The 26,052-nt window shown below is 59.3% G+C and carries 20 protein-coding genes and 1 pseudogene; 13 read left to right on the plus strand and 8 right to left on the minus strand.

Features of this window, described 5'->3' with window-relative positions:
• From MCB86_RS11430 to MCB86_RS11450, 4 genes and pseudogenes are all read right to left on the minus strand, one after another.
• Nucleotides 1–234: pseudogene (locus MCB86_RS11430) on the minus strand (hypothetical protein); the annotation flags it as partial.
• Nucleotides 227–442, minus strand: coding sequence for a hypothetical protein (locus MCB86_RS11435; protein WP_239610986.1), 216 nt, complete (start codon nt 440–442; stop codon nt 227–229). The pseudogene MCB86_RS11430 and the gene MCB86_RS11435, both read right to left, overlap by 8 nt.
• Nucleotides 439–660, minus strand: a complete 222-nt coding sequence (locus tag MCB86_RS11440) for a DNA-binding protein (RefSeq protein ID WP_239610988.1) — start codon at nt 658–660, stop codon at nt 439–441. The genes MCB86_RS11435 and MCB86_RS11440 overlap by 4 nt, the downstream gene beginning before the upstream one ends.
• 520 nt (nt 661–1,180) lie before the next feature.
• Nucleotides 1,181–2,611 (minus strand): hypothetical protein, encoded by a 1,431-nt coding sequence (locus MCB86_RS11450; protein WP_239610992.1) that lies wholly within the window; start codon nt 2,609–2,611, stop codon nt 1,181–1,183.
• A 739-nt stretch (nt 2,612–3,350) separates the two neighbouring features.
• On the opposite strand from MCB86_RS11450, the gene MCB86_RS11455 reads away from it, so the two are divergent.
• Together MCB86_RS11455 and MCB86_RS11460 are read left to right on the plus strand one after the other, a co-directional pair.
• Entirely contained in the window at nt 3,351–4,676 is a 1,326-nt protein-coding gene (locus MCB86_RS11455; RefSeq protein ID WP_239610994.1) for an MFS transporter, read from the plus strand.
• Between the two features lie 530 nt (nt 4,677–5,206).
• Entirely contained in the window at nt 5,207–6,250 is a 1,044-nt protein-coding gene (locus MCB86_RS11460) for a GlxA family transcriptional regulator (RefSeq protein ID WP_045160824.1), read from the plus strand.
• 233 nt (nt 6,251–6,483) lie between these two features.
• Here the strand turns inward: MCB86_RS11460 and MCB86_RS11465 are convergent, their stop codons facing one another.
• Nucleotides 6,484–8,421, minus strand: a complete 1,938-nt coding sequence (locus MCB86_RS11465) for a methyl-accepting chemotaxis protein (RefSeq protein WP_239610996.1) — start codon at nt 8,419–8,421, stop codon at nt 6,484–6,486.
• A 374-nt stretch (nt 8,422–8,795) separates the two neighbouring features.
• On the opposite strand from MCB86_RS11465, the gene MCB86_RS11470 reads away from it, so the two are divergent.
• Nucleotides 8,796–10,430 carry an AMP-binding protein gene (locus tag MCB86_RS11470; RefSeq protein ID WP_239610999.1) on the plus strand — a complete coding sequence of 545 codons (1,635 nt, stop codon included), beginning with the start codon at nt 8,796–8,798 and terminating at the stop codon, nt 10,428–10,430.
• 432 nt (nt 10,431–10,862) lie between these two features.
• Nucleotides 10,863–11,333, plus strand: a complete 471-nt coding sequence (locus MCB86_RS11475) for a MarR family transcriptional regulator (RefSeq protein WP_239611001.1) — start codon at nt 10,863–10,865, stop codon at nt 11,331–11,333.
• Between the two features lie 178 nt (nt 11,334–11,511).
• Here the strand turns inward: MCB86_RS11475 and MCB86_RS11480 are convergent, their stop codons facing one another.
• The 3 genes from MCB86_RS11480 to MCB86_RS11490 form a co-directional block, all read right to left on the minus strand.
• Entirely contained in the window at nt 11,512–13,323 is a 1,812-nt protein-coding gene (locus MCB86_RS11480) for a feruloyl-CoA synthase (RefSeq protein ID WP_239611582.1), read from the minus strand.
• 196 nt (nt 13,324–13,519) lie between these two features.
• Complete coding sequence (locus MCB86_RS11485; protein WP_239611002.1) at nt 13,520–14,968, minus strand: aldehyde dehydrogenase; 1,449 nt, start codon at nt 14,966–14,968, stop codon at nt 13,520–13,522.
• 173 nt (nt 14,969–15,141) lie between these two features.
• Complete coding sequence (locus MCB86_RS11490; RefSeq protein ID WP_045160818.1) at nt 15,142–15,972, minus strand: p-hydroxycinnamoyl CoA hydratase/lyase; 831 nt, start codon at nt 15,970–15,972, stop codon at nt 15,142–15,144.
• Nucleotides 15,973–16,329: 357 nt separating this feature from the next.
• Here MCB86_RS11490 and MCB86_RS11495 point away from each other — a divergent pair, with 357 nt between their 5' ends.
• From MCB86_RS11495 to MCB86_RS11535, 9 genes are all read left to right on the plus strand, one after another.
• The gene (locus MCB86_RS11495; protein WP_239611583.1) at nt 16,330–16,779 is read left to right on the plus strand and encodes a DUF2231 domain-containing protein; all 450 of its coding nucleotides are present in this window, start codon (nt 16,330–16,332) and stop codon (nt 16,777–16,779) included.
• Nucleotides 16,776–18,071 carry a sorbosone dehydrogenase family protein gene (locus MCB86_RS11500; protein ID WP_239611004.1) on the plus strand — a complete coding sequence of 432 codons (1,296 nt, stop codon included), beginning with the start codon at nt 16,776–16,778 and terminating at the stop codon, nt 18,069–18,071. The genes MCB86_RS11495 and MCB86_RS11500 overlap by 4 nt, the downstream gene beginning before the upstream one ends.
• A 533-nt stretch (nt 18,072–18,604) precedes the next feature.
• Nucleotides 18,605–20,737 carry a TonB-dependent siderophore receptor gene (locus MCB86_RS11505; RefSeq protein ID WP_239611006.1) on the plus strand — a complete coding sequence of 711 codons (2,133 nt, stop codon included), beginning with the start codon at nt 18,605–18,607 and terminating at the stop codon, nt 20,735–20,737.
• 329 nt (nt 20,738–21,066) lie between these two features.
• On the plus strand, nt 21,067–21,978 hold the full coding sequence (locus MCB86_RS11510; protein ID WP_239611008.1) for an alpha/beta hydrolase: 912 nt from the start codon (nt 21,067–21,069) through the stop codon (nt 21,976–21,978).
• Nucleotides 21,979–22,996: 1,018 nt separating this feature from the next.
• The gene (locus MCB86_RS11515; RefSeq protein WP_045160812.1) at nt 22,997–23,356 is read left to right on the plus strand and encodes a DUF1304 domain-containing protein; all 360 of its coding nucleotides are present in this window, start codon (nt 22,997–22,999) and stop codon (nt 23,354–23,356) included.
• 93 nt (nt 23,357–23,449) lie between these two features.
• A complete protein-coding gene (locus MCB86_RS11520) occupies nt 23,450–23,755 on the plus strand; it encodes an NIPSNAP family protein (RefSeq protein ID WP_045160811.1) in 306 nt (101 codons plus the stop codon).
• A gap of 93 nt (nt 23,756–23,848) precedes the next feature.
• Entirely contained in the window at nt 23,849–24,244 is a 396-nt protein-coding gene (locus MCB86_RS11525) for a VOC family protein (RefSeq protein ID WP_239611010.1), read from the plus strand.
• Between the two features lie 403 nt (nt 24,245–24,647).
• Nucleotides 24,648–25,028 (plus strand): tautomerase family protein, encoded by a 381-nt coding sequence (locus tag MCB86_RS11530; RefSeq protein ID WP_239611013.1) that lies wholly within the window; start codon nt 24,648–24,650, stop codon nt 25,026–25,028.
• 126 nt (nt 25,029–25,154) lie between these two features.
• Entirely contained in the window at nt 25,155–26,036 is an 882-nt protein-coding gene (locus MCB86_RS11535) for an isocitrate lyase/phosphoenolpyruvate mutase family protein (RefSeq protein ID WP_045160808.1), read from the plus strand.
• Nucleotides 26,037–26,052 lie beyond the last annotated feature (16 nt).

Genomic DNA, 26,052 nt, shown 5'->3' on the forward strand with positions numbered 1-26,052 from the left:
GGTAAGAATGTCCATGAACGGGATTTCGCTCGGCGTGCGCCCGTCACTGGTGAAGCTCATGGCCATGAAGTAGGGGTAATCCCAGACGCCTTCCTTCTCCAACACCACGCCAACGACGTGCACGCAGCACCAGTAAGGCGGCTCGTCTTCGTCCATGTACAGCTCCATCAGCACGGACTCGCCGATGTAGGCCATGGCGGCTTGAGTATCCAGGGTGATGCCGGGCTTACGCATGGCTGTAGTCTCCTTCCTTGAACACCTTTTTGCCTTTCTTCAGGTCAGCCCGCAGGCGGGCCAGGTTGACCATGCGAAAGTCCGCGAGGCGCATCGTCGGGATGGTGCCGGTAGCAGCCCAATCGGCGGCCTCTTCGACGGAGACCCCGCTCATTTCGGCGAAGGTCTTGAGGCTGCACAGGTCGAGGCTGTCGTCTGCCTTGCTCATAGCGTCCACTCCTGTTCGAGGAGCTGCTGCTGTAGCAGGGCCACGTTCACCATAGTGCGTTTGCCTACCTTCTTCGAAGGCAGGTAGCCCCTGTCCAACCAGGTGCGCACCACGATGGGTTCGTCGCCCATGCCGATCCACTCGGCGAACTTCGGCCACGGCATCAGGGGCGGGGCGCCGTGCAGCTTCTGGGAGTCGATCCCTTCCGGTGGTAGCATTCCGTATCTCCGCTTTGTTCTGCTTTATCCAGCATTAGATGCATTACAAATAGTGCAAGGCACGAACAAGAATATAGGCTAGCCTTCACATAGAAACCACCACTATGTGCAAGCTTTTTAGACGTTTTCGGAATGATAAGAGAGAGATTGATATCCGTTTGGGACTGCCAAGGGCTCTCGGCGCCTAAGCTCGAAAAGCTGACGGGTATCGACCGAAGCAGCTGGTATCACCTGCGAAACGGCAAGAGGCGTGCAAACGAAGAAGACATAGAGGCCATCGTAAAGATGTTTCCTCAATACGCTTTTTGGATTGCAAGCGGGCAGATTGCCCCGGAGATCGGCCAGACCAGCCCCGACTACGACGAAGCCAACCGAAACTTGAGCCAACCCAACGCGGGATAGCAATCACACGGAAAGTAGCTAGGCGATGGTATGCCCAAGCGTAACAGGCAGGTTTATGGAGATAGAGAAAGTAGAGGGAGAAGACCTGCTTTCGTTGTACAGGTCTTATCAGCGGGAGCTAGCCAGATAATTTGACTTCGTCACGCGACGTGGTGGGTTCTGAGCATCCATCCAGAATTTCAGGAAACTGGACTATACCCACAGAACTCAGCAAAGCATTTCTACATCTTTTTGCGAAGCGGCTATCACGTTTATCCGACAGGTATTTGGCAGCTTTGAACAACTCAGGCGTGGGTACTAAAGCAGTGGAGCTAGTAACCGCAGCTGAAATACACTTCGTAGTAAAAGGTACTTCCCTTTCAGATAGTGGCTGCAGTCTATAGGAGTTCCCAAACAATACACCTTTGGCTGGCGCATCAATCTCATCACGCGCCAGGTCCTCATGTATATTGAGAGCCAACTGTCTAAGTTTTTCCACATTCACAGCCTTATTATCTTTACCTTCAACCTCACCAATCAACCTGCCTTCTTTGCAAGTAAATACAGCATCGAATTCTGAGTTCCCATCATTAAATTGCTCTACTTTAAAGCCAAGAATTTCTAGAGCATCCAATATGGCATATTCTAAAGGTTTACCCTTTTCGAAAAGGAGCTTTCGAAGTCTCCCATGCTTTTTTAACCGTTCTAATGCCGCGTCCTTCTCAGTTTGAATCGCTTCCATTTTTTTCTCAATCAGAAGCAACTCCTGAGTGGCTGCTAATTCAGAAGTCAATTTGAAGCAGTCATCTTTCACCCAATCAGGCTCGGGAGTCAATTCGCCCTCATTTCTAAGCGCCTTATCCATTGCAACAACAGCACTAACCAGCTTAGCGGCTATAGCCCTTCCCGCAGCGTTCCATTCGCCATCTTCGCCAAAGTACTCATCTGCATAGAAATCCACATCCGGGAGCAATACTAGAGCCCCATTAGAGTCTTTGGATTTTGCTACGGCACCAACAGGCTTATCACCATGCTTGGTTACTACGCATGCTGTTAACTGATCACCCAAAACCACTTTGTAGCTTGAAATATCACCAAATTCTCGCCAGTAAGACGCAATTATCTCGCCACCTTTAGGCGAAAGTTTAACCTCCTTTCCTTTGGTCTTTATTGCATTTAACTGAGCTGGAATCGCCTGATAGTTACTGTAATTCTCAACGATCCTAGTGACTTTTTGATTCTTGCCCGTGCCAGAAAACTCTTTCTTGCCTGTTGCAACAGAAACTTCACATAATTCCGTCAAATAAACTAAGACAAGCTTGCCATGCTCAACCGCAGCCTTGATTTCGCGCCGCCAGTGCTCTACCTGCTCTTTTAGGCGAAATGAATGGTCGTCGGTTAAACAAGGTCTTCCCTGAAAAAGAGAAGACCCTCTTAAAAAATCGTTGATTTCCGGCTTGAATATAATTATGTCCCAGTCAAGAAGTGACTGCTCAGAATCAAAATCACTAAATTCAACATCATCATCACAAATTGAAAATCCGACGGTCAGTATATTCTTTTTGCTCATTTTTCTACCGATAGGCTTGTTCAACATGACAGCAATGTGCCATGAATCGTATGAAAGTGGAAAGATAGCAGCTGTCGAAAAACTGTCGAAATCACAGCTGATAAATGCAGTACAAAGCGGGCTGTAGGGGACGGCGAGGCCGATAATGCGGTGCTTTGCAGGCAAAAGCCGAGCAAAAAGTGGGGTTCAAATCCCCCGGCGCATAGAGCCCGTACCCAGGGCTTTGTGCTGTCCGAGCCTGCCGTATCTAAGAGAAATGTCCGCCTGCGCGCAGCAACTCACTCATACCAAGCGCTCCAGAAGCCATCGGAGGCCTTCTATGCTTTCCGGCTATTGGATCCAACAAAAGACAACCATTGCCGTAAAGCTGGATGAAGATCAGAGCCGCCATTCGCATCGATCATTGCGTTAGCGAGAACCTCGAAGACCAACGGCTTCTGCTTGGCCTGCAGCATTACACCATGTCGCCAGCGTCACTCCCTCTATCAGAATCCTCAGCGACGCCGAGCAAGGCTCGCGCAATCATCCTCAGGAGAATGATCCGTTCGTTTACCGAACAAATGTCGTCTTCGGTTATTGCTCAATGGATCCATTAGTGGAAAGTTAGCCTCGCACTACAAAAATAATTACGAGGACTGACCGTGATGCCGCGTCTTGCGCTTTGTTTCGCCTACCCGCCTTTCCAGATGGTTTCCCCGCATCGCCTTTTCGGCTCGGCCCTTTGACGGAGAAACCCCCTATGAACAACCAACTGCGTCAAGCCGTGGATGCCGGTGCGATGAACCGCTTCCAGTGGACTGCCATTGGCATCTGCATCGTGCTGAACATGATTGATGGCTTCGATGTGCTGGTGATGGCCTTTACGGCGGCATCGGTATCCGCCGAGTGGGGCCTGAGCGGCTCTGAGATTGGCATGCTGCTCAGTGCCGGACTGTTCGGCATGGCAGGTGGCTCGCTGTTCATCGCTCCCTGGGCCGACCGCTTCGGACGCCGCCCGTTGATCCTGCTGTGTCTGGCCATCTCCGGCGTCAGCATGATCCTGGCCGCGTACAGCCAGAGCCCAACCCAGCTGGGCCTGCTGCGGATGATCACCGGCCTGGGAATCGGCGGGATCCTGGCCAGCAGCAACGTCATCGCCAGCGAATACTCGAACAAGCGTTGGCGCGGTCTGGCAGTGAGCCTGCAGTCGACCGGTTACGCATTGGGCGCAACCTGTGGCGGCATGATCGCGATCTATCTGCTCGGCCAGTTCGGCTGGCGGTCGGTGTTCATGTTCGGAGGCGCAGCGACGCTGGTGGCCATTCCGCTGACGATCCTCTGCCTGCCGGAGTCCATCGATTACCTGATCTCCCGTCGCCCCGCCGGCGCACTGGAGCGCCTGAATAAGCTGGCCGTGCGCCTCGGGCAGGCGCCACTCGGCTCGATGCCGGTAGCCAGCGAACCCCCCACCACCGCCGGCGGCACCTTCAAGCGGTTGTTCGCACCAGATCTGCTGAGCAGCACGTTGCTGCTGTGGGTCGCTTTTTTTCTGGTGATGTTCGGTTTCTACTTCGTCATGAGCTGGACGCCGAAACTGCTTGTCTCGGCAGGTCTCTCCGCAGAGCAGGGTGTGACCGGCGGTGTGCTGTTGAGCGTAGGCGGCATATTCGGGTCAACCCTGCTCGGCCTCGCCTCGGCTCGCTTCAGGCTGCACCACATTCTTGCGCTGTTCATGATCGTGACCGCGATTCTGCTGGCCGTCTTCGTGGGCACGACATCTCATCTGACCGCCGCTTTCGTCATTGGCGCATTGATTGGCCTGTTCGCCAACGGTTGTGTTGCCGGGTTGTATGCCACCTCGCCGCTGGTTTATGACGCGCCAGTGAGGGCTACCGGTGTGGGCTGGGGCATCGGTATCGGTCGTATCGGTGCAATCCTTTCGCCGCTAGTCGCTGGCCATTTGATCGACGCCAACTGGACCCCGAACCAGCTATATATGGCTTACGCCGTGGTATTCGTTGCGGCTGCCTGCGTCGTTCTGATGTTCCGGCTGCCTAGCGCCCGCCCCGCCGTAGCGCTCGGTTGATCACAGGTCCTCCCCCCTTCTGCGATTCATTTACCGGAACGTCCGCTGCCAATCGGCAGCGGAAGCCCCGCCGCAACGAATCGGCCCCGCTGGCGTGTCGACGTCTTTTCCATTCACCCAGACCGGGCCCCGACTCCGCCACAATCGCGAGAAGTCGACCTCGAACTGTGGCAAAACATCGAGGAGCTACTGGCGTCGACGAGATCACAACCTGCATAGGTGTCTGGCGACGGCAGCTGAAACGTCGGCTCTTCCGTTTCATCTGTGCACCCCCGACGCGCTACTATCTTGAGCAAAGGCTGACACGAGCCCGTCAGCTGGTACTACAAAAGCAACAGGTCGCTGACTGAGGTTGCCCCTGGCTACTGGATTCAAAAGCTATCCGCATTCGATCGTCGATTCCGCAAGTTCTTCGGCACTGCGCCCCTGCACCATCGGATCACTTTCGAGCGAAGCCGCCCAATCCGTATGCAGCCTGGCTCGGGCCATGCCAGCGGTCAGCCCCTGGGTTCTTAGGGTAAAGGTTCACCATGACGTCCACGCGCACGTTCAGTGACAGTTTGCAGGGCCGAAACATTAAGCCTGCACGACACGACGAAGGTCTCGAAGGCACCACGTCGAGAGTCGGTTTCCTGCTGCTCAGCAACTTCTCGCTACCCTCCTTCACCCAATCGCTCGACACGCTGGTCACCGCCAACCTTATCCAAGCCCACGCTTTCGAGTTCGTCATCTTCGGCCTGACGGAGGAGGATGTTCTGAGTGATCTGGGGATACCGATTGGTGTCAACCAAGTCATAGATGCTGCCAACACGGCGCAGCTCGATGCGCTGATCGTCTGCGGCGGCCTGCGAACCCCATGCAACATGACGCGGCAGCTGGGCGAAATCCTGAAGAAGACTGCGGCCCAGGGCGTGGCGCTGGGAGGACTATGGAACGGCGCCTGGTTCCTCGCCGAAGCCGGCTTACTTGACGGATACCGCTGCGCGATCCATCCGGAACAGCGTCTGGCGCTGACTGAAATAGCGCCCACTACCCAGGTCACCAATGTCACCCACATGGTTGATCGAGACCGGTTGACGGCCGCCAGCCCCAACGGCGCCTTCTACATGCTTTTGGAGTGGATCAGGGGGCTGTACGGCTGCGGGCTGGTGAACGGAGTCGTCGATATCCTGGCGTTCGACATGACCCGTGTGCGTGCGGTCACCGGTGCGCGCTACCGAAACCTTTCGCCCTCCCTCCAGGAAGTGATCAGCCTGATGGAAGCCAATCTGGAAGACCCGTTGCAGGTTGATCAGCTTGCCCACTACGCAGGTAAGTCTCGTCGGCAGATCGAGCGGCTCTTCAGCGAGCAGCTCGGCACCACGCCTCAGCGCCACTATCTCGAGCTTCGTATAACGGAGGCTCGACGGTTGCTGCAGCACTCTTCGCTTTCAGTCATTGAGGTAGGCCTGGCATGCGGCTTCGTGACATCGAGCCACTTCAGCAAATGCTACACCGAGTACTTCGGGCACCGACCTTCGAAGGAAATCAGGCTGGATCGACGGATGGACCCTCTCTATCGGAAAACCCCGTGACCGACGTCGCTCAGTCGGCGTTAGCAGCGACTTGAAGCAGCCATAACCCCGTCGCACGCTACGGGATCACCTGCGATGCGGTGGCGGCTGTTCCGCATTATTTGCCGCGCATGGACCTCGAAACAGGGGCCTTAACGCCCGGCACGCAACCGCTGGATGGCCTGCCGCGTGGCCAGTCACGCGGCAGCTGGGTTTGCTTGGCAGCGCGCCAAGCATTCCGCACATCGTCGGGCTTAGGTCCGGAAACGTCCAACCAGCCCTTGCAGCTCACCGGAAAGATGGGCGAGGCGTTGCGAGTCGCTCATGGAAGACCCGGCCAGTTGCTCCACCAGCAGAGCGTCTTCGTGAATCTGGACGATATGGCGGTTAATTTCCTCGGCGACATGATGCTGTTCTTCCGCTGCGGTCGCGATCTGGGTGTTCTGGTCCCGGATATGGTCGACCGATCCACGAATGCGCTCAAAGCTTTCCCGTGCCTTATGGATTCGCTCGACGCTGGACTTGGATATTTCAACGCTGCTTTGCATTTCGCTGCTCACGCCTTGCGTCCGGCGAGCAAGTCCGCCGAGCAGCGAGTCGATTTCGCCGGTGGAATCCGCCGTGCGTTTAGCCAGCGCACGCACCTCGTCCGCCACGACGGCAAATCCTCGACCCTGCTCGCCTGCGCGCGCGGCTTCGATAGCCGCATTGAGTGCCAGCAGGTTGGTCTGATCAGCAATCGACCGAATGGTATCCAGGATGGCGTTGATGTTCTGGCTGTCTTGCTCCAGCTCTTTCATCGCATGCATCGACCGCAGAAGGCTTTCGCTCAGTTGGGTAACGCTTCCGCTCGCATCGTCGATCTGCAGCTGACCTTCGTAGACCTGATGTTGCCCCTCATCCGCAGACGTTGCCGCCTGGCTGCAAGAGCGCGCCACTTCGTTCGACGTAGCGACCATTTCGTTGAATGCCGTCGAAACAAGCTCCACGGCTTCGCGTTGCCGACCTGCTGCGTCGTTCATATCGTCGGCGACACGCGTGGCAGTCTCGGAAGCGGTTTGCAGCGACGCCGAGGCACTGCCGATGCGCTGTACCAGCTCTCGGATCGCGCCGAGGAATTGGTTGAACCAGCGGGCAAGCAGGGCTGTTTCATCCTTCCCTCGCACCTCCAGGGTACGCGTGAGGTCACCCTCACCCTGGGCGATACCTTCGAGCCCACCGGCGACGCTGCGGATCGGCCGCGCGATTAGGCCGGCAAACGCCGCGCCGAGCAATGCGAACACGACGGCCAGTACAATCGCCACGCCAGCGGTCAGCCAGGTCAGCCGGTTCGCGGTGGACATGACTTCATCGCGTTGAATGAGGCCGATGAACTGCCAACCCAGCGTCTCGGACGACCACACGTTAGCCATGTAGACGCTACCGTTGAGTTCTACCTCGGCGGTGCCGTTTGCCTTGGCGAGCTCAGCGTAGCCGGCACCGAGCTCGGAGAGTTGCTTGAAGTTGTGCTCCGCGTTGCTCGGGTCGACGAGCACGTTGCCGCCTTTCTCCACGAGCATGAGATAACCGCTTTTGCCAAGCTTGATTTGCTTGATCAAGTCAGTCAGCTGCTTAAGGGAAACGTCAAGCCCCACCACACCGACCGGCTGGCCGCTACGTTGAACGGTCCGCACCGTGCCGATGAGCACGGCGTCGTCCGGAGCCCAGTAATACGCACTCGAACGAACCGTCTTGCCTGGCTCGGCCATCGCCGCCTTGTACCAAGGGCGAACGCGCGGGTCGTAGCTGTGCAGCTTCGAATCGTCCGGCCAGATCGCATAGCCCCCGTCAACGAGCCCAAGCGAAAGGTAAGCCGTTGTGGGATGAGTCTCGGCGAAGTGCGTGAATATATCCAGCACGCGCTGGTTGATCTCTGGCAACGGAAGACTGGCCGCGTCTGCCGCGATATAACTCTTCAGGCCTTGAGCCTGGACGATCTCAGGGTGCTTCGCCAAGTAGTCGACGTTTTGTGAAATTCCTTCAAAGAACAGCTTCATCGCCGTTTCGATCTGCCGAATCTCGCGCGTGCTGTTATCGGCGAATCCCTCCATCGCCTGGCTGCGAAGATGCGTGATCACCACCGCCGCAACCAGAACCATGGGCACGCAGGCAATTGCTGCGAAGGCCCATGTCAATTTTTGTTTTATGTTCATTCAACGCACCTGCAAGGAGGTCTGTCAGATCGGGCTTTCCGGACGTAGAACCGCACCAACTGCGGGTTGAGCCCGTAACACAGCTATCGGCTGTATCCAGGGCGCCTTGAGGTGCGCTTGACGAACGGATCGGATCAGCTGACCGCGGCATGACCTGAAGGCGGCACGCCGGCTTCGCAAGCCAAAGCCGACAACGAAATCGCCATATCACCCGGCTGCTACGCTGAGACCCGAGCCCGGAACCCGACCCCTCGTTTCTGTCAGCGACGCTTGTCCAAACCGCTCATCCAGGTTGGTGGCTTTTGCCATTGTTGCGTGCGGGACGCGGAGCCAATATCCGAGGCACCCCAATAACAAGAAGCCAGGAGCCAGCCATGCGCGACTACGCCACCGCGGCCAGCGAGTTCGATTATCACCAGACCGTCTCGGCGATCCTGTCCGGCGATCTATCGGCCATGAATGCCTGCGTCGAGTGCTGCGACCGCCACGCCGATTCGGACAAAATCGCGCTCATCTGGGAGGGGCGCGATGGCCAGCGAGCCATTTGGACCTTCGCGCAGCTCAAGGAAGCGGCCGCACGCTTCGCCAATCTCCTGAACAGCCATGGCATCGGGCCGGGCGATACGGTTGCCGGTCTGCTGCCACGTACACCTGAGCTGCTGATCACCATCCTCGGCACCTGGCGTGTAGGCGCCATTTATCAGCCGCTGTTTACCGCCTTCGGCCCTAAAGCGGTCGAGCATCGAATCACGGAATCCGGCGCGAAGATGGTCGTCACCGATGCCGGTAACAACGAGAAGCTGGACGCCATCGCGGCGGCACCGCGCCGGCTGGTGGTCGGCCACGGTGCCGAAGACTTCTGGACCCAGGTGAATCGCCAGTCGCCCGAATTCGAGCCGGTACTGCTGAGTGGCGAGGCGCCCTTTCTGGCGATGTTCACCTCCGGCACCACCGGGCCGGCGAAGCAACTGTATGTGCCGCTCAAGGCCATCGTCGCCTTCGTCACCTACATGCGCGATGCGGTCGACCTGCGTCCCGATGACAACTTCTGGAACATCGCTGATCCAGGCTGGGCCTATGGCCTGTACTACGCCGTCACCGGACCGCTCGCCATGGGGCACGCCACACTGTTCTACGAAGGCGGCTTCACGGTCGATAGCACCTGCCGTGTGGTAAGCGAATACGGCATCACCAACATGGCGGGCTCACCTACCGCATTCCGCTTGTTGCTGGCGGCCCGCGACGAAGTGGAAGGCAGGATCAAGGGCCGCCTGCGTGCCGTAAGCAGCGCCGGTGAACCGCTCACGCCCGAGGTGATCCGCTGGTTCAGCAGCGGTCTCGGCTGCACCATCCACGATCACTACGGCCAGACCGAGCTGGGCATGGTGCTGTGCAATCACCACGCCCTGAGCCACGCGGTCAGCATCGGCACCGCCGGATATGCCATGCCCGGGCATCGCGTCGTGGTGTTGGACGACCAACAGCGTGAGTTGGAACCTGGCACGCCGGGAATACTGGCGCTGGACCGCCGCCGTTCGCCGCTGCTCTGGTTCTCAGGCTATGCGGGCACTCCGACCAAAGCATTCGTCGGCGACTACTACCTGAGCGGCGACACCGTCGAGTTGAATGCCAATGGCAGCATCAGCTTCGTCGGCCGCGCCGACGATGTGATCACCACCTCTGGATACCGCGTCGGTCCATTCGATGTCGAGAGCGCACTGGTCGAGCACCCAGCCGTGATCGAAGCGGCGGTCATCGGCAAGCCCGACCCGGAACGCACCGAACTGGTAAAGGCCTTCGTCGTGCTGCATGCCAGCCACCAGGGCGACGCCGTGCTGGCTGAACAGCTGCAGCAACATGTGCGGCAGCGGCTGTCCGCCCACGCTTACCCGCGCGAGATCGAGTTCGTCCCCGAGCTTCCGAAAACCCCGAGCGGCAAGATCCAGCGCTTCCTGCTGCGCGATCGGGAAAAGGCTGCACAGCAGTCTTCCGCAGCCGTGCAGGCCTAAAGCGCCCGCCGTACGAAGCCCTTTTACTGGAATCAGGCGACACCCATCGAATTTGCTGCACGGCCTGCAACCCACCAAGTGAGTTACAGGCCGTGCAACAGAAAGCATCGACCTTGTTCCTTTGGCCAGCTAGGTTCGGGATCGTTATCAGTCAGCACTAAATAGCTAGATGAGCACGCAGCCCCAGCGGCTCTACAGTGCCGTACGGCAAAGGCGAGGAACTTCCTTTCTTAGCTTTTTACGGATGAGCTAAAAACAGCCACCTGCAGCGCCGCCCGGCGAACGGCAAATTACGACCCGAAAACTCCAAGCGCCATATGCCGCATTACGGAAATCGGAAACTGGCCAGAACCGGCCTGTCGGTGCGAAACTGATTAGGTTTATTAATCAGTACCCTATATTCCATTTCTAGCGAGTACCCGGTCCCAGCCAATGGCCAAGAAAGCCCCTCCCGCTCAGGAACAGAGCAGTACGACTCCGGTGCAAAATGCGCCGCTGCTGGATCAACTGATCGGCTATGCCCTGCGGCGCGCCCAGCTGAAAGTCGCGCAGGAGCTGGTCGAGCAACTGGCCCCCTTCGACCTGCGTCCCGCGCAGTTTTCCGCCCTGCTGATCATTGAGACCAACCCAGGACTGATGCAGACCGACCTTGCGGGGATTCTTGCCATCGAGCCGCCGCAGGTAGTCACCCTGCTGAACAAACTGGAAAAGCTTGGCCTGGCGTTACGAGTGCGTTGCAAACCGGATAAACGCTCTTATGGCATTTTCCTGAGCAAGGCCGGAGAAACCCTGCTCAAGCAACTCAAGGAGGTAGCCGCACAAAGCGACCGCGAGGCAACCGCCGCCCTCGACGACGCCGAACGCCAGCAACTGTTGCAGCTACTGCACAAGATCTATCGGTAAGACGAGCCAGCCGCCGCCTGAGCGCGTGGGGCGCGAGCACGACCTACCACCGATCGCGGCCAAGCCACGCTTACAATGGGAGCGCGCTTGTAGCGCGAAGGCAATCCGGGGGTGTGCGTCTACGGTCGCTACTCATGTCGGCGAACCCGACAACCCCACCCGCTGGCTCGCCCAGCACTTAGGCACCCCGCTCCGCCGTGACCCGCTGTGGATCGTCGCCACGGTACAACGCCTCGATATGCGCAGCGCGGCAGTCGAGGATCACCCGCTGATTGAGCGATCCCTTGTCGGTGACTTCACCCTTGTCCAGCGACGGCGGCTCGCTCATCAGACAGGCCCAGGCCAAGTGCGAGGCGCTGCCGGTGGCATGCTGATTGAGGCGCGCGAGCAGTTCGGCCATCCAGTCCCGGACCCGCGGCGCGGCCAATACCTGCTCAACCGTGGCCTCGGACGACAAACCGGCCAGCTCGCGACAGGCCGGCAGGTGTGGGAATACCAGCAAACCGATGCACTCGCGGTCCGGTGCGGTCACCACCACATCCTGGATATAGGGCGCGCCGGCCATGATCACCCGCGTACGCAACGGGCCGACACTGACGAACACCCCGGTGTTGAGCTTGAAGTCTTCAGCGATGCGGCCGTCGAACATCAAGCCCAACTCCGGGCGCCTGGGATCAGCCAGCTTCAAGGCATCGCCAGAGCAGTAGAAGCCCTCCTCATCGAAGACCGCTGCACTCTGCTCAGGCGAACGCCAGTAGCCGGGCATCACGTGCGGACCGCGGAAACGCCCTTCGAGCTTGCCGTCGACCGGCACCAGTTTGACCTCGCAGCCCGGCGCCGGCAGGCCAACATAGCCGGCCATGGACAGCGGCCCGGTGGTAAAAGTGCAGGATGGCGAGGTCTCGGTCATGCCGATCCCGGCCATCATGCGGATCCGTTCGCCGCAATGCGCCTCGGCCACTTCGTCGAGGCGATCCCAGACTGCCTGCGACAGCCCGGCGCCGGCGAAGAAGAACAGTTTCATCTGCGAAAAAAACATCTCGCGCAGCTCGGCATCCATCTCCAGGGCGGCAACCAGCTCTTCCCAGCCCTTGGGCACGGTGAGGTAGGCGGTCGGGGATATCTCGCGCAAGTTGCGCAAGGTCTCGGCGAAATGCTGCGGAGTCGGCTTGCCATCATCGATATACAGGGTGCCGCCGTTGTACAGGACGATGCCGACGTTGTGGCTGCCACCAAAGGTGTGATTCCACGGCAACCAGTCGACCAGTACCGGTGGCGCCTCGCCGAACACCGGGAAGGTCTGCAGGAGCATCTGCTGGTTGGCGCAGAGCATGCGTTGGGTGGTGATCACCGCCTTGGGCAGCTTGGTCGAACCGCTGGTAAAGAGGAGCTTGGCGATGCTATCGGGGCCGGTTGCCGCAAAGGCCGCATCAGCCTCATTGCAGTCCGGTGCGTTCAGCAGACTGGCGAACGACCGACAGTCGCGCCCCGCCAGTTCGCCCGCGGTCAGCACCAGCGGCGTGTCGGCCGGCACCACCGCCTCAATGGCGCGAGCGAAGGCTCGCCCGTCAGCGGCAAACACCAGCCCCGGCTGCAGCAGCGAGCAGATGTGCTGCAGCTTGGCGTAATCCTGGGCCACCAGCGAATAGGCCGGCGACACCGGGCAATAGGGCACGCCGGCGTACAAGGCGGCGCAGGCCAGTTGCAGATGCTCCAGATCGTTACCTGAGAGAATCATCAGCGGCCGCTCGACCGACAGCTCGAAGCCCAACAGCCGCTGGGCGATGCTGCGTACTCGCCCGAGCATTTCGGCATAACCGATACGCTGCCATTCGCCATCTGCACCGCGGCGGGCGGCAAACGTCTGCTCGGGACGCTCATTGGCCCACCGCAACAGACGGTCGAGCAGGCGCGGCGGATGGTCCTGCAACGGTTCGGAAGACTGCATATAAAGCGTCTGCCCGGCCTGACGCAGCTGCACGGCCGGCATGCCGATCGATACCTGACGGTAGGCCGCACCACCTGAGGTGCTGGATTGACTGTTCACCAGTGAAACTCCTCCGCAAAGCGCCCCCGGGTTGCCGGGTCGATTGTTCTTATGGTGCTGCTTCTGGATCGCGCTGCTGATCCCGCATGGAAGCTCGCATCGAATGCTCCTGAGATCAGATGCTTCAGATCGAACGCCCTTAAATCGGGTAGTGGCGCGGCCCGTTCTGAACGGTGACCCAACGCAACTGGGTAAAGAAATCGATCGACGCCTTGCTGCCGAAGCTGCCGTAGCCGCTGGCCTTGACCCCGCCGAACGGCATTTGCGCCTCGTCGTGCACCGTCGGTCCGTTGATATGGCAGATACCTGACTCGACCCGCTGCGCCAAGGTCAGCGCCCGAGACACGTCGCGACTGAAGATCGCCGCCGACAGGCCGAACTCGGAATCGTTTGCCAGGCGCAACAACTCCTCGTCGCCGTCGCCGCGCAGCACCACCGCCACCGGACCGAAGGATTCTTCATGGTATAGGCGCATTTCAGTCGTGACGCCGTCGAGCAGCGTCGCCTGCATGATGCTGCCCTCCAGCTGACCACCCGCTACCAGGCGCGCGCCCTTGGACAGGGCATCGTCGACCAAGGCCTTGATCCGCTGCCCGGCCGAAGCGTCGATCAACGAGCCGAGCACAGAAGTCGCATCCTGCGGATCGCCGGCATGCAGGCTAGCGATCTTGTTCGCCAGTTTCTCGACGAAAGCATCGGCGACCTTGGCGTCGACGACCAACCGTTCGGTGGACATGCAGATCTGTCCCTGGTTGAAGTAGGCACCGAAAGCCGCGGCCTCCACCGCCGCATCCAGATCGGCATCGTCCAGCACCAGCAAGGGCGCCTTGCCGCCCAGCTCCAGCAGCGCCGGCTTCAGATGCCGCGCGGCCTGCTCACCAACAATGCGCCCGACATGGGTGGAGCCGGTGAAATTCACGCGGCGTACCAGCGGGTTGGCGATCAGCCGGGCGACGATCGCCGGCGCATCTTCTGGTGCGTTGCTGATCACATTGACCACGCCATCGCCGAGCCCGGCATCCTGCAGCACCTGCCCGATCAGCCGATGAACCGCCGGGCTCAGCTCGGAAGCCTTGAGCACCACGGTATTGCCGCAGGCTAAGGGCATCGCCAATGCGCGCGTACCGAGAATTACCGGCGCGTTCCACGGCGCGATGCCGAGCACCACACCGCAAGGCTGGCGCAGGGCCATGGCGAAACTGCCGGGCACGTCGGAGGGGATCACCTCGCCGTTAATTTGCGTGGTCATTGCCGCCGCCTCCCGCAGCATGCCCGCGGCCAAATGCACGTTGAAGCCGTACCAGTTGGCCATGGCCCCGGTCTCACCTGCCACCGCGAGGAATTCCGCCGCACGCTCCTCGAGCAGCTCGGCAGCTCTGGACAGGCGTGCGCGCCGTTCATTGGGTGCCAGCGCGGCCCAGGCTGGAAACGCCGCCTGCGCCGCGGCCACCGCCGCATCGGCATCTTCCAGAGTGGCGGCGGCGACCCGAGAGACCACTTCACCGGTCACAGGATTGCAGCGCTCGAACATACGACCATCGGCAGCCGGTCGCGACTGACCACCAATCAGCAGGGGCACCTCGAACATGGGGAAATTCCTCTTATTGTGGTTGTTCAAATCGATCGCCGTAGCGAGAGCGTTTCCAAGCGTTCCCGGCAAGGCGCGCCAAGGCAAAAATGGAGTCGAGAGAGCTAATGACCCCGTCTTTTGCGTAGCGCCACGTCAGCAGCAGCGGCCTGAAAGCGGTCGCAACAGGCGCATTAGCGCTTGTAGGCCTGCAACCCCGGCTTGATGCTCTTCTCGTCGAGGAACTGCTTCATGCCCTGCTCGCGACCACCTTCTTTGTCGAGCAGGCGTGACTGGTCGAGCTTGGCATAGAGGTAATCCTCGTTCTGCTCCCAGGTCAGCTCGCGACAGCGCTTGAAGCCGATCTTCGCCGCGCGCATCACTACCGGGTTCTTCTCCAGCAGGTTGCGCGCCAGCTCGATGGTGGTTTCGCGCAGCTGCGCCAATGGCACGCTCTCGTTGACCAGCCCCATCTCGGCGGCTTTCGGTCCACCGAAGGTCTTGCCGGTCATGATGTAGTACAGCGACTGGCGATGGCCCACGGTATCGGCCATGGCCTTGCTCACCAGGTTGCCTGGCGGGATACCCCAGTTGATTTCCGACAGGCCGAAAGTCGCCTCATCCGCGCAGATCGCCAGGTCGCAAGCCACCAGCGGGCTGAAGCCACCACCGAAGCACCAGCCGTTGACCATGGCGATGGTCGGCTTGCTGTACATGCGCAGCAGCCGCCACTGCCATTGCGAGGCTTCGCGACGAATCTTCTCTTGAAGAATCTCCGGGCCGGCGTCAACTTCGCGAAAGTATTCCTTCAGGTCCATGCCGGCAGTCCAGGACTCGCCGGCACCGGTCAGCACCAGCACGCCGACGTCTGCATCCTGCTCCAAGGTCTCCAGCACTTCGACCATCTCACGGTTCAGCGTCGGGCTCATGGCATTGCGCTTTTCCGGCCGGTTGAGGACCACCCAGCCGATGCCCTCCTCGACCTCGACTTTCACGGTCTGCCAGCGATTCTCGTAGTTGCTCATCACGCACCTCTTGTTGGGGTTGTCAGCTCGTGAGGCAAAGCTAGCGTGCAAATATAGTTATGTCAATTAACTATATTTTCAAAAAACAGCTTTCGTGAAACGTAGCCAACCCAACAGATGCTGCTATAACAGCGCTAAAAGCTCCCATCGCTGACTGCAGAAGTCTAATTATTCCAGCGGGTTACGTTAACAACCATAACTTTAATCAAGAGTGACGGCCCACTATTCGCCGAAGCGCGATCGCAGTGAACTAACGCCCCAGCGGCACGATCCTCTCTTATGCACATTCCGAGCGAACATGGCGGGCCAGCGCATCTACGACAGCCCGCCAAGTCGCCCAGCGATGAGGACGCCTTCGTGACCGTTGTTACCCATAGCACTCACCACACGACACACAGCATCTCCCGCCACCTACCCAATCCGTTGCACGCAACGCTGCTAGCCGGGACCATTCCCCTGTTTCTTGGCGGCATGCTGAGTGATATCGCCTACTACCGCACGTACGAGATTCAGTGGAGCAACTTCTCTTCGTGGCTGATCGTCGGAGGCTTGGTTTTCTGTGGGCTGGCGATCCTGTTCGCGCTGGTCAATCTAGTTCGAGCGCAGCACAAAAAAGGCCGGCCGCTGGTTTATTTCGCTCTCCTGCTAGTGACCTGGGTGCTGGGCTTCATCAATGCACTCGAGCATGCCAAGGACGCCTGGGCAACGATGCCCGCAGGCCTGGTCCTATCGGTCATCGTGACCCTGCTGGCCTGCGTTGCGACATGGATCGGTTTCACCAACCTGCGTGATGGAGGTGAAGCATGAAACATGTAAGCCCATTAAGCGCCCTGACTGTCGCACTGTTGCTGAGTGCTTGCGGTGGCCAGGATGATGACATCGCCCAGGTTACCGGTCCCGATCCCAAGCTCGGGGAGCCCCAGCGCGGCTTGCTGCCCAGCATGACGATTGCCGACCCGGTCAACTGGGGCGAAGAGAAGCCGACTGTGCCGCAGGGTTACACCATCACCGCCATCGCGACCGACTTGAAAGTGCCACGTCAGACCCTGGTGCTGCCCAATGGGGACATTCTTGTTGCAGAAGGCAAAGGCGGCAATGCACCGAAGCTCAAACCGAAAGATGTGATTGCCGGCTATATCAAGTCGAAAGGTACGACGTCGGTCAAAGGCGGCGATCGCCTGACGTTACTGCGCGATGGCGATGGTGACGGTACGTACGAAACGCAGAACGTGTTCGCGGACAACCTCAACGCCCCCTACGGGCTGGCCTTTTACGACGGCAATCTATACGTGGCGAACCAGGATGCGCTTGTGCGATTCGATTACAAGGAAGGCCAGACCCAAGCCAGTGGCGAACCGGTCAAGGTCACCGACCTGCCTTCAGAGATCAATCACCACTGGACCAAGGCACTGACGGTCAGCCCCGACGGTCGTTTTCTGTACGTAGGCATCGGGTCGAACAGCAACATTACCGAGCGCGGCATGGAGGCCGAGGTCGACCGAGCCATGATCTGGCAGATAAACGCCGAGACGGGAGCCCACAAACCTTACGCAACCGGTCTACGTAACCCGACGGCGCTGACGATACAGCCTGGCTCCGACCAGCTTTGGGCGGTGGTTAACGAGCGTGACGAGCTCGGACCGAACCTGGTTCCGGACTATCTCACATCGGTACGCGAAGGTGGCTTCTACGGCTGGCCGTATAGCTACTGGGGCCAGAATGTCGACGATCGTGTTCGGCCGCAGAAGCCCGATCTGGTCGCTTCTGCCATCAAGCCGGACTATGCGCTAGGCCCTCATGTCGCCGCCCTCGGCGTGGACTTCTCCTCTGCGGTTATGGGCGAAAAGTTCGCTGAGGGTGCGTTCGTAGGCATGCACGGCAGTTGGAACCGAGAGGTCCCGTCCGGCTACAAGGTCGTTTTCGTGCCGTTCAGCAACGGCCGTCCAGCGGGTGAGGCAGTGGATTTTGTCACCGGTTTTCAGACCGCCGATGGGAAAACGCGCGGCCGGCCAGTCGGCGTGACGGTTGACCCGAGCGGAGCACTGATCGTCGCTGACGATCTGGCTAATACCCTGTGGCGCGTGACCCGAGCGCAGTAATACGACAAAACCAACCGCGCCAGCTGATATGCCCGACCGAGGTTCGGCCTTGATCGCTTTTGCAATCATTACGCCCGCAAGCGGCTCGCCGAGCCGCTTGCGGCGTAACGTGAGGATAGTCGGCGGTATCTGTTGGCATTGGAGCTATAGGTTGGAGGATTGAGCGTCGAGCTCGATGTCGCCGCCGCGGATGCCGTACCCAACCGATGCGGTCAAATCCCGGCCTGTTCCTGGTGCTGTCCTCGCCATTCTGTAGTTCGCGCAGCAGGGGCTAAGCATTCAAACGATCACCGAGATCATCTTTGTTAGATGACCTTGCTCTGCTGCAGGACTCGCTCATTCCGACAGTCTCGCTTCTCACCAGAACCACCAGAAACCGTTCACTTCATTTTGTTTTTCGGACGATGAGGATCACCCAGCCGGTGCCATCTGAGCAAAGCTCACCGGCCTCGATCCTTATTGATAATAATTATCAACATCTATAGCATTTGCCGCTTTTCCGCCCGAAGCCTCTTCTTGTAGGGAAGTCAGCAATGCGTCGCTTTATCGTACCGGTCTTGTCGCTCCAGGCCCTTGTTTGCACGGCCCACGCGGCTGAACAGCCAGCTCCCTCCAGCGACCCCATCGCGCTCGGCCAAATGGATATCACCGCCTCGAAAGTCGAGCGCGCCGACGGGCCGGTAGAGGGCTATCGCGCCACCCGCTCGGTCAGTGCCACGCGGACCGACACGCCCATCCATGAAATTCCGCAGTCGATTAGTGTTGTGCCTGCACAGGTGGCGCAGGATATCGGCGCGACGCGGCTCGAGGATGCGCTGGACTATGCGGGTGGTGTCGAGCGGGGCAATAACTTCGGCGGTCAGGGGCTGACCGAGTTTCTAGTGCGAGGCTTCAGCTCCCAAGAGTTCTACCGCAATGGCTTTGCCATCAATCGCGGCTATCCCAACATGCCGGACGCCGCCACGCTGGAGCGCATCGAGGTGCTGCGCGGACCGGCTTCGATGCTTTACGGCCGTGGCGACCCAGGCGGCACCTTCAACATCGTCAGCAAACAGCCTCAGGTCGAGCGACGCACCGTGCTGGGCACCCAGTTCAACAGCGAGGGGCTGCGCCGCGGCACGCTGGATACAACCGGCGCGGTCGACGAGCAGGCCGAGTTCACCTATCGCCTGAATCTGGTGGCCGAGGGCAACGACAGTTTCCGCGACCATGTCGAAAGTGAGCGCTACAACGTCGCTCCGGTGCTGCGCTGGGACCTGAGCGACGCCACCGCCATCATCCTCGAAGGTGATTATCTGCATAACCGCCACCCGCTCGACCGGGGCGTGACGCGCTACGCCAACCAGCAAGGCCAGCTGCCACGGGACCGTTTCCTCGGCGAAGAAAGCGCCGGCAAGTTCGCGAACGAGAACGCCACGACCCAGCTGCGCATCGAGCATCTGCTGGATGACCAGTGGACCCTGCGCGGTGGTGTGCAATACCTCGACGGTTCTCTGGAAGGTGGCGCCGTGGAGAACAACGGCCTGGCCGCTGACGGCCGTACTGTCGGCCGCAACTACAGCGAGCGATGGCTGGAGTGGAACGACGTCGCCACCCAGTTCAACCTCGAGGGCCGATTCCAGGCGCTGGGCTTCGCCCACACCCTGCTGACCGGCGTCGAGTACGACGACTTCAACTACCAGTCGCGCATCGACCGCTCCGCCGGAGGCGTCAACGATTTTCCGATCGACATCTACGAGCCGGTCTACGGCCAGCCTCTGCCCGCCCTGACCCGCACCACCACCTTTGACGACGAAGACCTGAAGTCCTATGCGCTGTACGTACAGGATCAAGTCGAACTCACCGAGCGTCTCACGCTTCAGCTGGGCGCCCGACTGGAGCGCTTCGAGCAGAGCTACACCAACAAGCTGACAGAGGCAGGCAGCTGGGACCAGGCGCATAACGCGGTATCGCCCCGACTCGGCGTCATCTACGACCTCACCGAATCGCTGGCGGTGTACGCCAATGCGGCCCGCTCGTTCAAGCCCAACCGCGGAGCGGACCGCAGCAGCCAAGCGTTCGACCCGGAGGAAGGTGTCGCTTACGAAACCGGCATCAAATACGACTTGCCCGAACACAACCTGAGCGTGACCGCTGCCGTTTTCCATATCACCAAGGAAAACGTGCTGACTGCTGATCCGGTGGACAGCAACTTCCAAGTCGCTGCCGGTGAAGTCCGCAGCCGTGGCTTCGACCTCAGCGTTGCCGGCAACATCACGCCGCAATGGCGCGTAATCGGCGGTTATGCCTACGTTGACGCTGAAGTGACCGAAAGCAACAGCGCCACCATGCCGGTGGGCAGCCGCCTGGCCAACGTGCCAGAGCACAGCTTCAACCTGCTCGACACCTATGAGTTCGACAACGGCGCTCTGGATGGACTGGGGCTCGGGGTTGGCGTGAAGTACGTCAGTTCGCGCAAGGGCAGCACTTCGGACACCGCTTTCGATATGGGCGCCTACACCGTGGTCGACCTGTTGGCATACTACCCGCTCACCGACCGCGTTCGCCTCAACCTCAACCTCGACAACGTCTTCGACGAGGAGTACGACGAGCGCGCCTGGGGCAACATCTGGGCCTATCCGGGTGCGCCGCGCACCCTGCAGGCGGGTATTTCCATCGAGCTGTAACGGCGATTGTGGCGAACGTGCCGCCAAACCGGCGCGTTCGCCCTCTCCATGCGTCCCCATTCCAGCCCGCGCACTTCGACAGGCCCGTCAGCGACGGGCAGCTGAACGCCAGCGCTTGCAATACGTCGAAGCAGATAGCCCAGCCGCTGCCCGCACGCCCGACCTGGGACCATCCTGGGTGACCTGAACGATAGGCGATGCAGTCAACGGACCTGGTCATGTGCCAAGTGCAGCGCCTGAGGCCGCATAGACAGGCTCGATTCTGCTGGAGTAGTGTTCAAGCGGTTTAGTCAGGCGTTGACCTTGGTGGCCAAAGGGGAGCACCGATCATGTTGAGACAGATCGAGGCAGGCGTTTTGCGGGTTGCCTATTTCGATAGCGGCCCGTCGGACGGCACGCCCGTACTGCTCCTCCACGGCTTCCCCTACGATGTGCACGCTTATGACCAGGTGGCGCCTATCCTGGTCTCGCAAGGCTGCCGAGTACTCGTTCCCTACCTGCGTGGATATGGGCCTACGCAGTTTCTCTATCCAGACACGCCACGCTCCGGCCAGCAGGCAGTGCTTGCGCATGATCTGCTTGCCTTCCTGGACTCGCTGAAGATTTCCACAGCTGTGCTTGCCGGATATGACTGGGGAGGCCGTGCGGCTTGCATCGTGGCTGCCCTCTGGCCTGAGCGTGTACGTGCCCTCGTGTCGGCAGGTGGCTATAACATTCAGGACATTCCGGGCTCGGTGAAACCGCAGATTCCAGAGAACGAGTGCCGGTACTGGTATCAGTACTATTTCCACTCCGAACGGGGCCGGGCAGGGCTCATCGACAATCGCCGCGAGCTTTGCAGGTTGCTTTGGCGGCAGTGGTCGCCGACCTGGACTTTTACCGACGAGGATTTCAACCAGACGGCTGATTCCTTTGAAAACCCCGACTTTGCAGACGTGGTCATTCATTCGTACCGACATCGCTATGGTCTGGTACCTGGCGATCCTACAGTCGAAGAAACCGAGCGACGCCTTACGACACTACCCAGAATCTCGGTGCCATCCATCACTTTGGATGGACTCGACGATGGCGTTGCCCCTTTAGGTGGCTCGGCCAGCCACCTTCATTTCTTCACCGGTCACTACGAACATCGGGCGATTCCCGGCGTTGGCCACAATCTCCCACAAGAAGCTCCACATGAGTTCGCGCAAGCCGTGCTGTCGTTGATAAACGAGCACGATGGAAAGGGTTCAAAACCGTAAACGTCCTGCGCAAAAGCACTTATGTCGTCCCGGCATAAAACGCATATCACCGAGACCGGGCTAAAACCCTCCCCTCAACCGAACGCAAGGCTCCGAGGAATAGATGCCGAGACTCATCGTCCACAGCGTCGCGATAGCATCGCTTGGCTTGCTCCTTAGCTGGCTTGTCCTTGGCGAAAATTCACCAGCGGCCGATTGGGTGCTCAGCCACCCGCTGCCTACGAATCTCGCATCGGCTGCGAACTTGCCAACCATGCTTTTTGCACTCGGTGCGTTTGGCGGGCAGGCCCCAACGGCAGCGCTGGTAGTGGCGGCAATGGTGCTGCAGTGGCTTCTGTACGGGCTTGCGTTTGCCTGGTTGTGGAGCAAGTTACCGCCCGGACCGTTCATTCATATCGACGTCGCTTCGTGTCGCAGCTAGATTCAAGCGCTAGGCGCTGAGGATCAACCCGAGCGTCAGTCCGTTCACGTTGGGCCCAAAGGAACCAGAGCCCCATGGTCGCATTGAAGGCAGCGTTAATTGCAGGACTGCGAAATATAGACGGCGTCGAAGACAGGCCATCCCCGGTATCAGGCGGCTCAGCGATTTTTTTTCACGGGAGGGAGTTTGCGCACTTCCATGACGAGAATGAGCTGGACCTGAGGCTTACCAAGAAAGTCATCCAGGCGCTTGGCTTGTCACACCCGCCCGGCTCTGTTCATCACCCCAACAGGTCGCCTAGCTCACCATGGATTGAATTGCGGTACAGCAATGCTGATGACATAGAGAACATTTTGAAGCTTGTAAGGCTTGCGGTCGCTCGGCTATGAGGCTCGTTCACTGGCTGGCTTGGTCGGACAGCCCAGCACCGGCGTTTTTCCACTCCATGCGATCGGTCAAAGCGAGGCGTTAGGTCATTGCGGGAGCTAACAACATATGGATTGAGATCAAAAGGATGAGCATGGCTTAACACATATCGAAAGTTTCTATCCATAAAAAATAAAAACCGAACTTTGATTAGCAAAACAGGCAATAGAGATGACACTGATCGCCGATTTAGTAGTTTTATTAGTCGCCTTGCTCCATGGGTATTTCATGGTTTTGGAAATGTTCCTTTGGGAAAAGCCGATAGGCCTTAAAGTCTTCGGTAATTCCAGGGAGAAAGCCGCTAATACAAAGGTATTGGCAGCCAACCAAGGCCTCTACAACGGCTTTATTGCGGCGGGTCTTCTGGTAGGCCTGATACAAGGAGCGGCTGGCTATGACTTCAAGTTGTATTTCTTGGCATGCGTCGTGGTGGCCGGTATTTATGGCGCAGTTACAGCCAGCCGAAAAATTCTGTTTGTGCAGGCGCTGCCAGGCGCAATAGGCTTGCTTTTGGTTCTAATCACCCACTAATAAATGCAGGACCAGTACAGGGCGTCTAAGCTGACGCCGCTTCGCGGCGCGGCTTAAGTCCAGCCTAGACAGCAAACAAGACCGAGGCAGAACATGATCACCTGCTATCTCCGATACGTTATTGATCCGTTCAAGTCGAAGGAATTTGAGCACTATGGGAGGCTGTGGATTCCTCTGGTGGAGAAATTCGGAGGTAGCCACCATGGCTATTTCATGCCATCGGAGGGTGCCAATAACGTGGCTCTGGCTCTGTTTACCTTCCCGAGTCTCGCGCGCTATGAGGAATACCGAGAGAAGTCCTTGCACGATCCGGAGTGCCAAGCAGCCTTCAGGTACGCCGAAGAAACGCGCTGCATTCTTAGTTACGAGCGCAGCTTCTTCCGGCCGGTGTTTGAGTAAGGTAGAAAACGCTCCAAGGCTACGGCTTGGCCCGCCCGGCTTCTTCGCTTACGCCCTGGCGTCGGCTACAACGCTTCACGCGAGGTACTCAGCTTGTTCTCCCATATCTTCGTTGGCGTCTCGGATTTCGATCGCGCATTGGCCTTCTACCGGGCCTTTATGCCAGTGCTAGGCGTCCAGGAGCGCTTCTGCGACAAAGGCAAACCCTGGGCTGGCTGGCAGTCCCATCCGGAACCCCGGCCGCTATTCGTAATCGGCAAGCCCTACGACAAACAGCCGCATGATGTCGGTAACGGGCAGATGGTTGCCTTTCTGGCCAGCAGCAAAGCCGTCGTCGATCAAGCCTTTACCGTCGCACTGGCGAACGGAGGCATATCCGAAGGCGCGCCGGGGCTGCGGCCCGAATATCACGCCAACTACTACGGGGCGTACCTTCGGGACACCGAAGGCAACAAGCTGTGCGTCGCATGCCACTCGGCTCCGGGCTGAAAAAAGCCTCAGAACGAGAAACAGTGCCGAGCCTGCCGGCGCGCTCAAATGGATCTTTGCGCTGATCAGAGCGACATCGGTCCGCGATTCTGCCGAACCGGCACTGCGCAGTGGTCGCGTATGAGCACTTCGACCTTGCACAACAGTCGTTCGTCATTTCCTCAAGCCAACGCGCAAGTGGCGTCTATATTCAAGCGAGTCGCTCGCTGCCGGACCGAGAAAACGCCTTGCGACAAGCTGTTCGAAAGCCCTGAGAACGGACGACTCGTCCTCATGCATTTGTCCGTACGCGGCTCAGCGTGAGCAGCAGCACCTAGCCATTCCCATCGGGCGGGCGCTGTTCACCCCGCTTCGCTCACGTCAGCCGCAGCCCTTGTCATGATCAGCCGCACCGGGAGATCACATGCCACTCGTCACGCTCACCGTTCGTAAGCCCAAGTCCAGCGCCTTCAAATCCGGCGTGCTCGACGCAGTCCACGCTGCGCTGGTCTCGTCAGGGGTGCCACCGACCGATAAATTCCAGCGCGTATTGGAGCTGTCCGAAGAAGACTTCCGCTTCGACGCCAGCTACCCCGATCTCACCTCGGAAAGGACCGCTGACTTCGTTCTTATTGAAGTTCTGTGGTCCGCCGGCCGCAGCGTAAAGGTCAAGAAGAAGCTCCTTGATGACCTTATGCCCAGGCTCTCCGAGCAGGGGCTGAACCCCGAAAACGTGATGGTCTGTTTCAAGGAAACTACCTGGGAAAACTGGTCGTTCGGGGGCGGTCGCCTCATTCACACCTGAGAGAATTCGCCGCTTGCGCGCCTGCTTTTCATCGAAGGGTCTTCTCGATTGATCAGGCGAACGCTGCGCCTGCCAGTGCCATACGTTTAAAGCCATACGCCTAAAGAAAATATCAAGGAGCTCTTTATGGACAGGTTCGCGAGCCGTCGCGCGACATTTGCGCAACTCCACGAATCAGGTTGTTTTGTCATCCCCAATCCCTGGGATGTCGGCTCGGCGCGCTTTCTGGCGCACTGCGGCTTTCGAGCGCTGGCGACCACCAGCGCGGGGTTCCAGTTCACACTGGGTCAACCGGACACGGTATGGGGGTTGCCCCTGACGACGGTCCTGGAGCACATCGCCGGCCTCGTCGAGGCGACGGAGCTGCCCATCAACGCGGATTTTCAGTCTGGCTACGCTCATGAGCCCGATAGTGTCGCGACCAATGTCTCGCTATGCGTCGATACGGGCGTTGCCGGCCTGTCCATTGAAGATGCAACCGGGGAGCCTGGCGAGTTGTATGAACTGCCGCTTGCGGTCGAGCGCATCAGAGCAGCCCGCGAGGCTATCGATGCAAAGGGCGTGCAGGTGCTTCTGACGGCGCGGGCCGAAAGCTATCTGGTGGGCCGCCCCGAACCACTCGACGACGTACTGCGGCGGCTGACCGCCTATGCGGAGGCGGGTGCAGACGTTCTGTTCGCTCCCGGTCCACGGACATCGGAAGAGATTCGCGCGATCGTGAACGCCGTTTCGCCGAAACCGGTAAACGCGATCGTGATGGGTGATATGGGCATGACGGTAGCGGATCTGGCAGCGCTTGGCGTCCGCCGCATCAGTGTCGGATCTGCCCTCGCGCGAACGGCGTGGGGCAGCTTCATCCGCGCGGCGCGGGCGATCGCTGAAGAAGGCAGCTTTAGCGGGCTTGCAGACGCAGCCCCCTTCTCCGAACTGAACCGCATCTTCGAAGAGGCCGGCGCAGCGGCGGCGCAACCGGGCGCGGCAGCCGACGCGCCAAAGCCTCGCGGTTGAGGTACTGCGTTTGAAT

This window comes from Pseudomonas sp. KSR10, assembly GCF_022355455.1.
Classification (GTDB): domain Bacteria; phylum Pseudomonadota; class Gammaproteobacteria; order Pseudomonadales; family Pseudomonadaceae; genus Stutzerimonas; species Stutzerimonas stutzeri_E.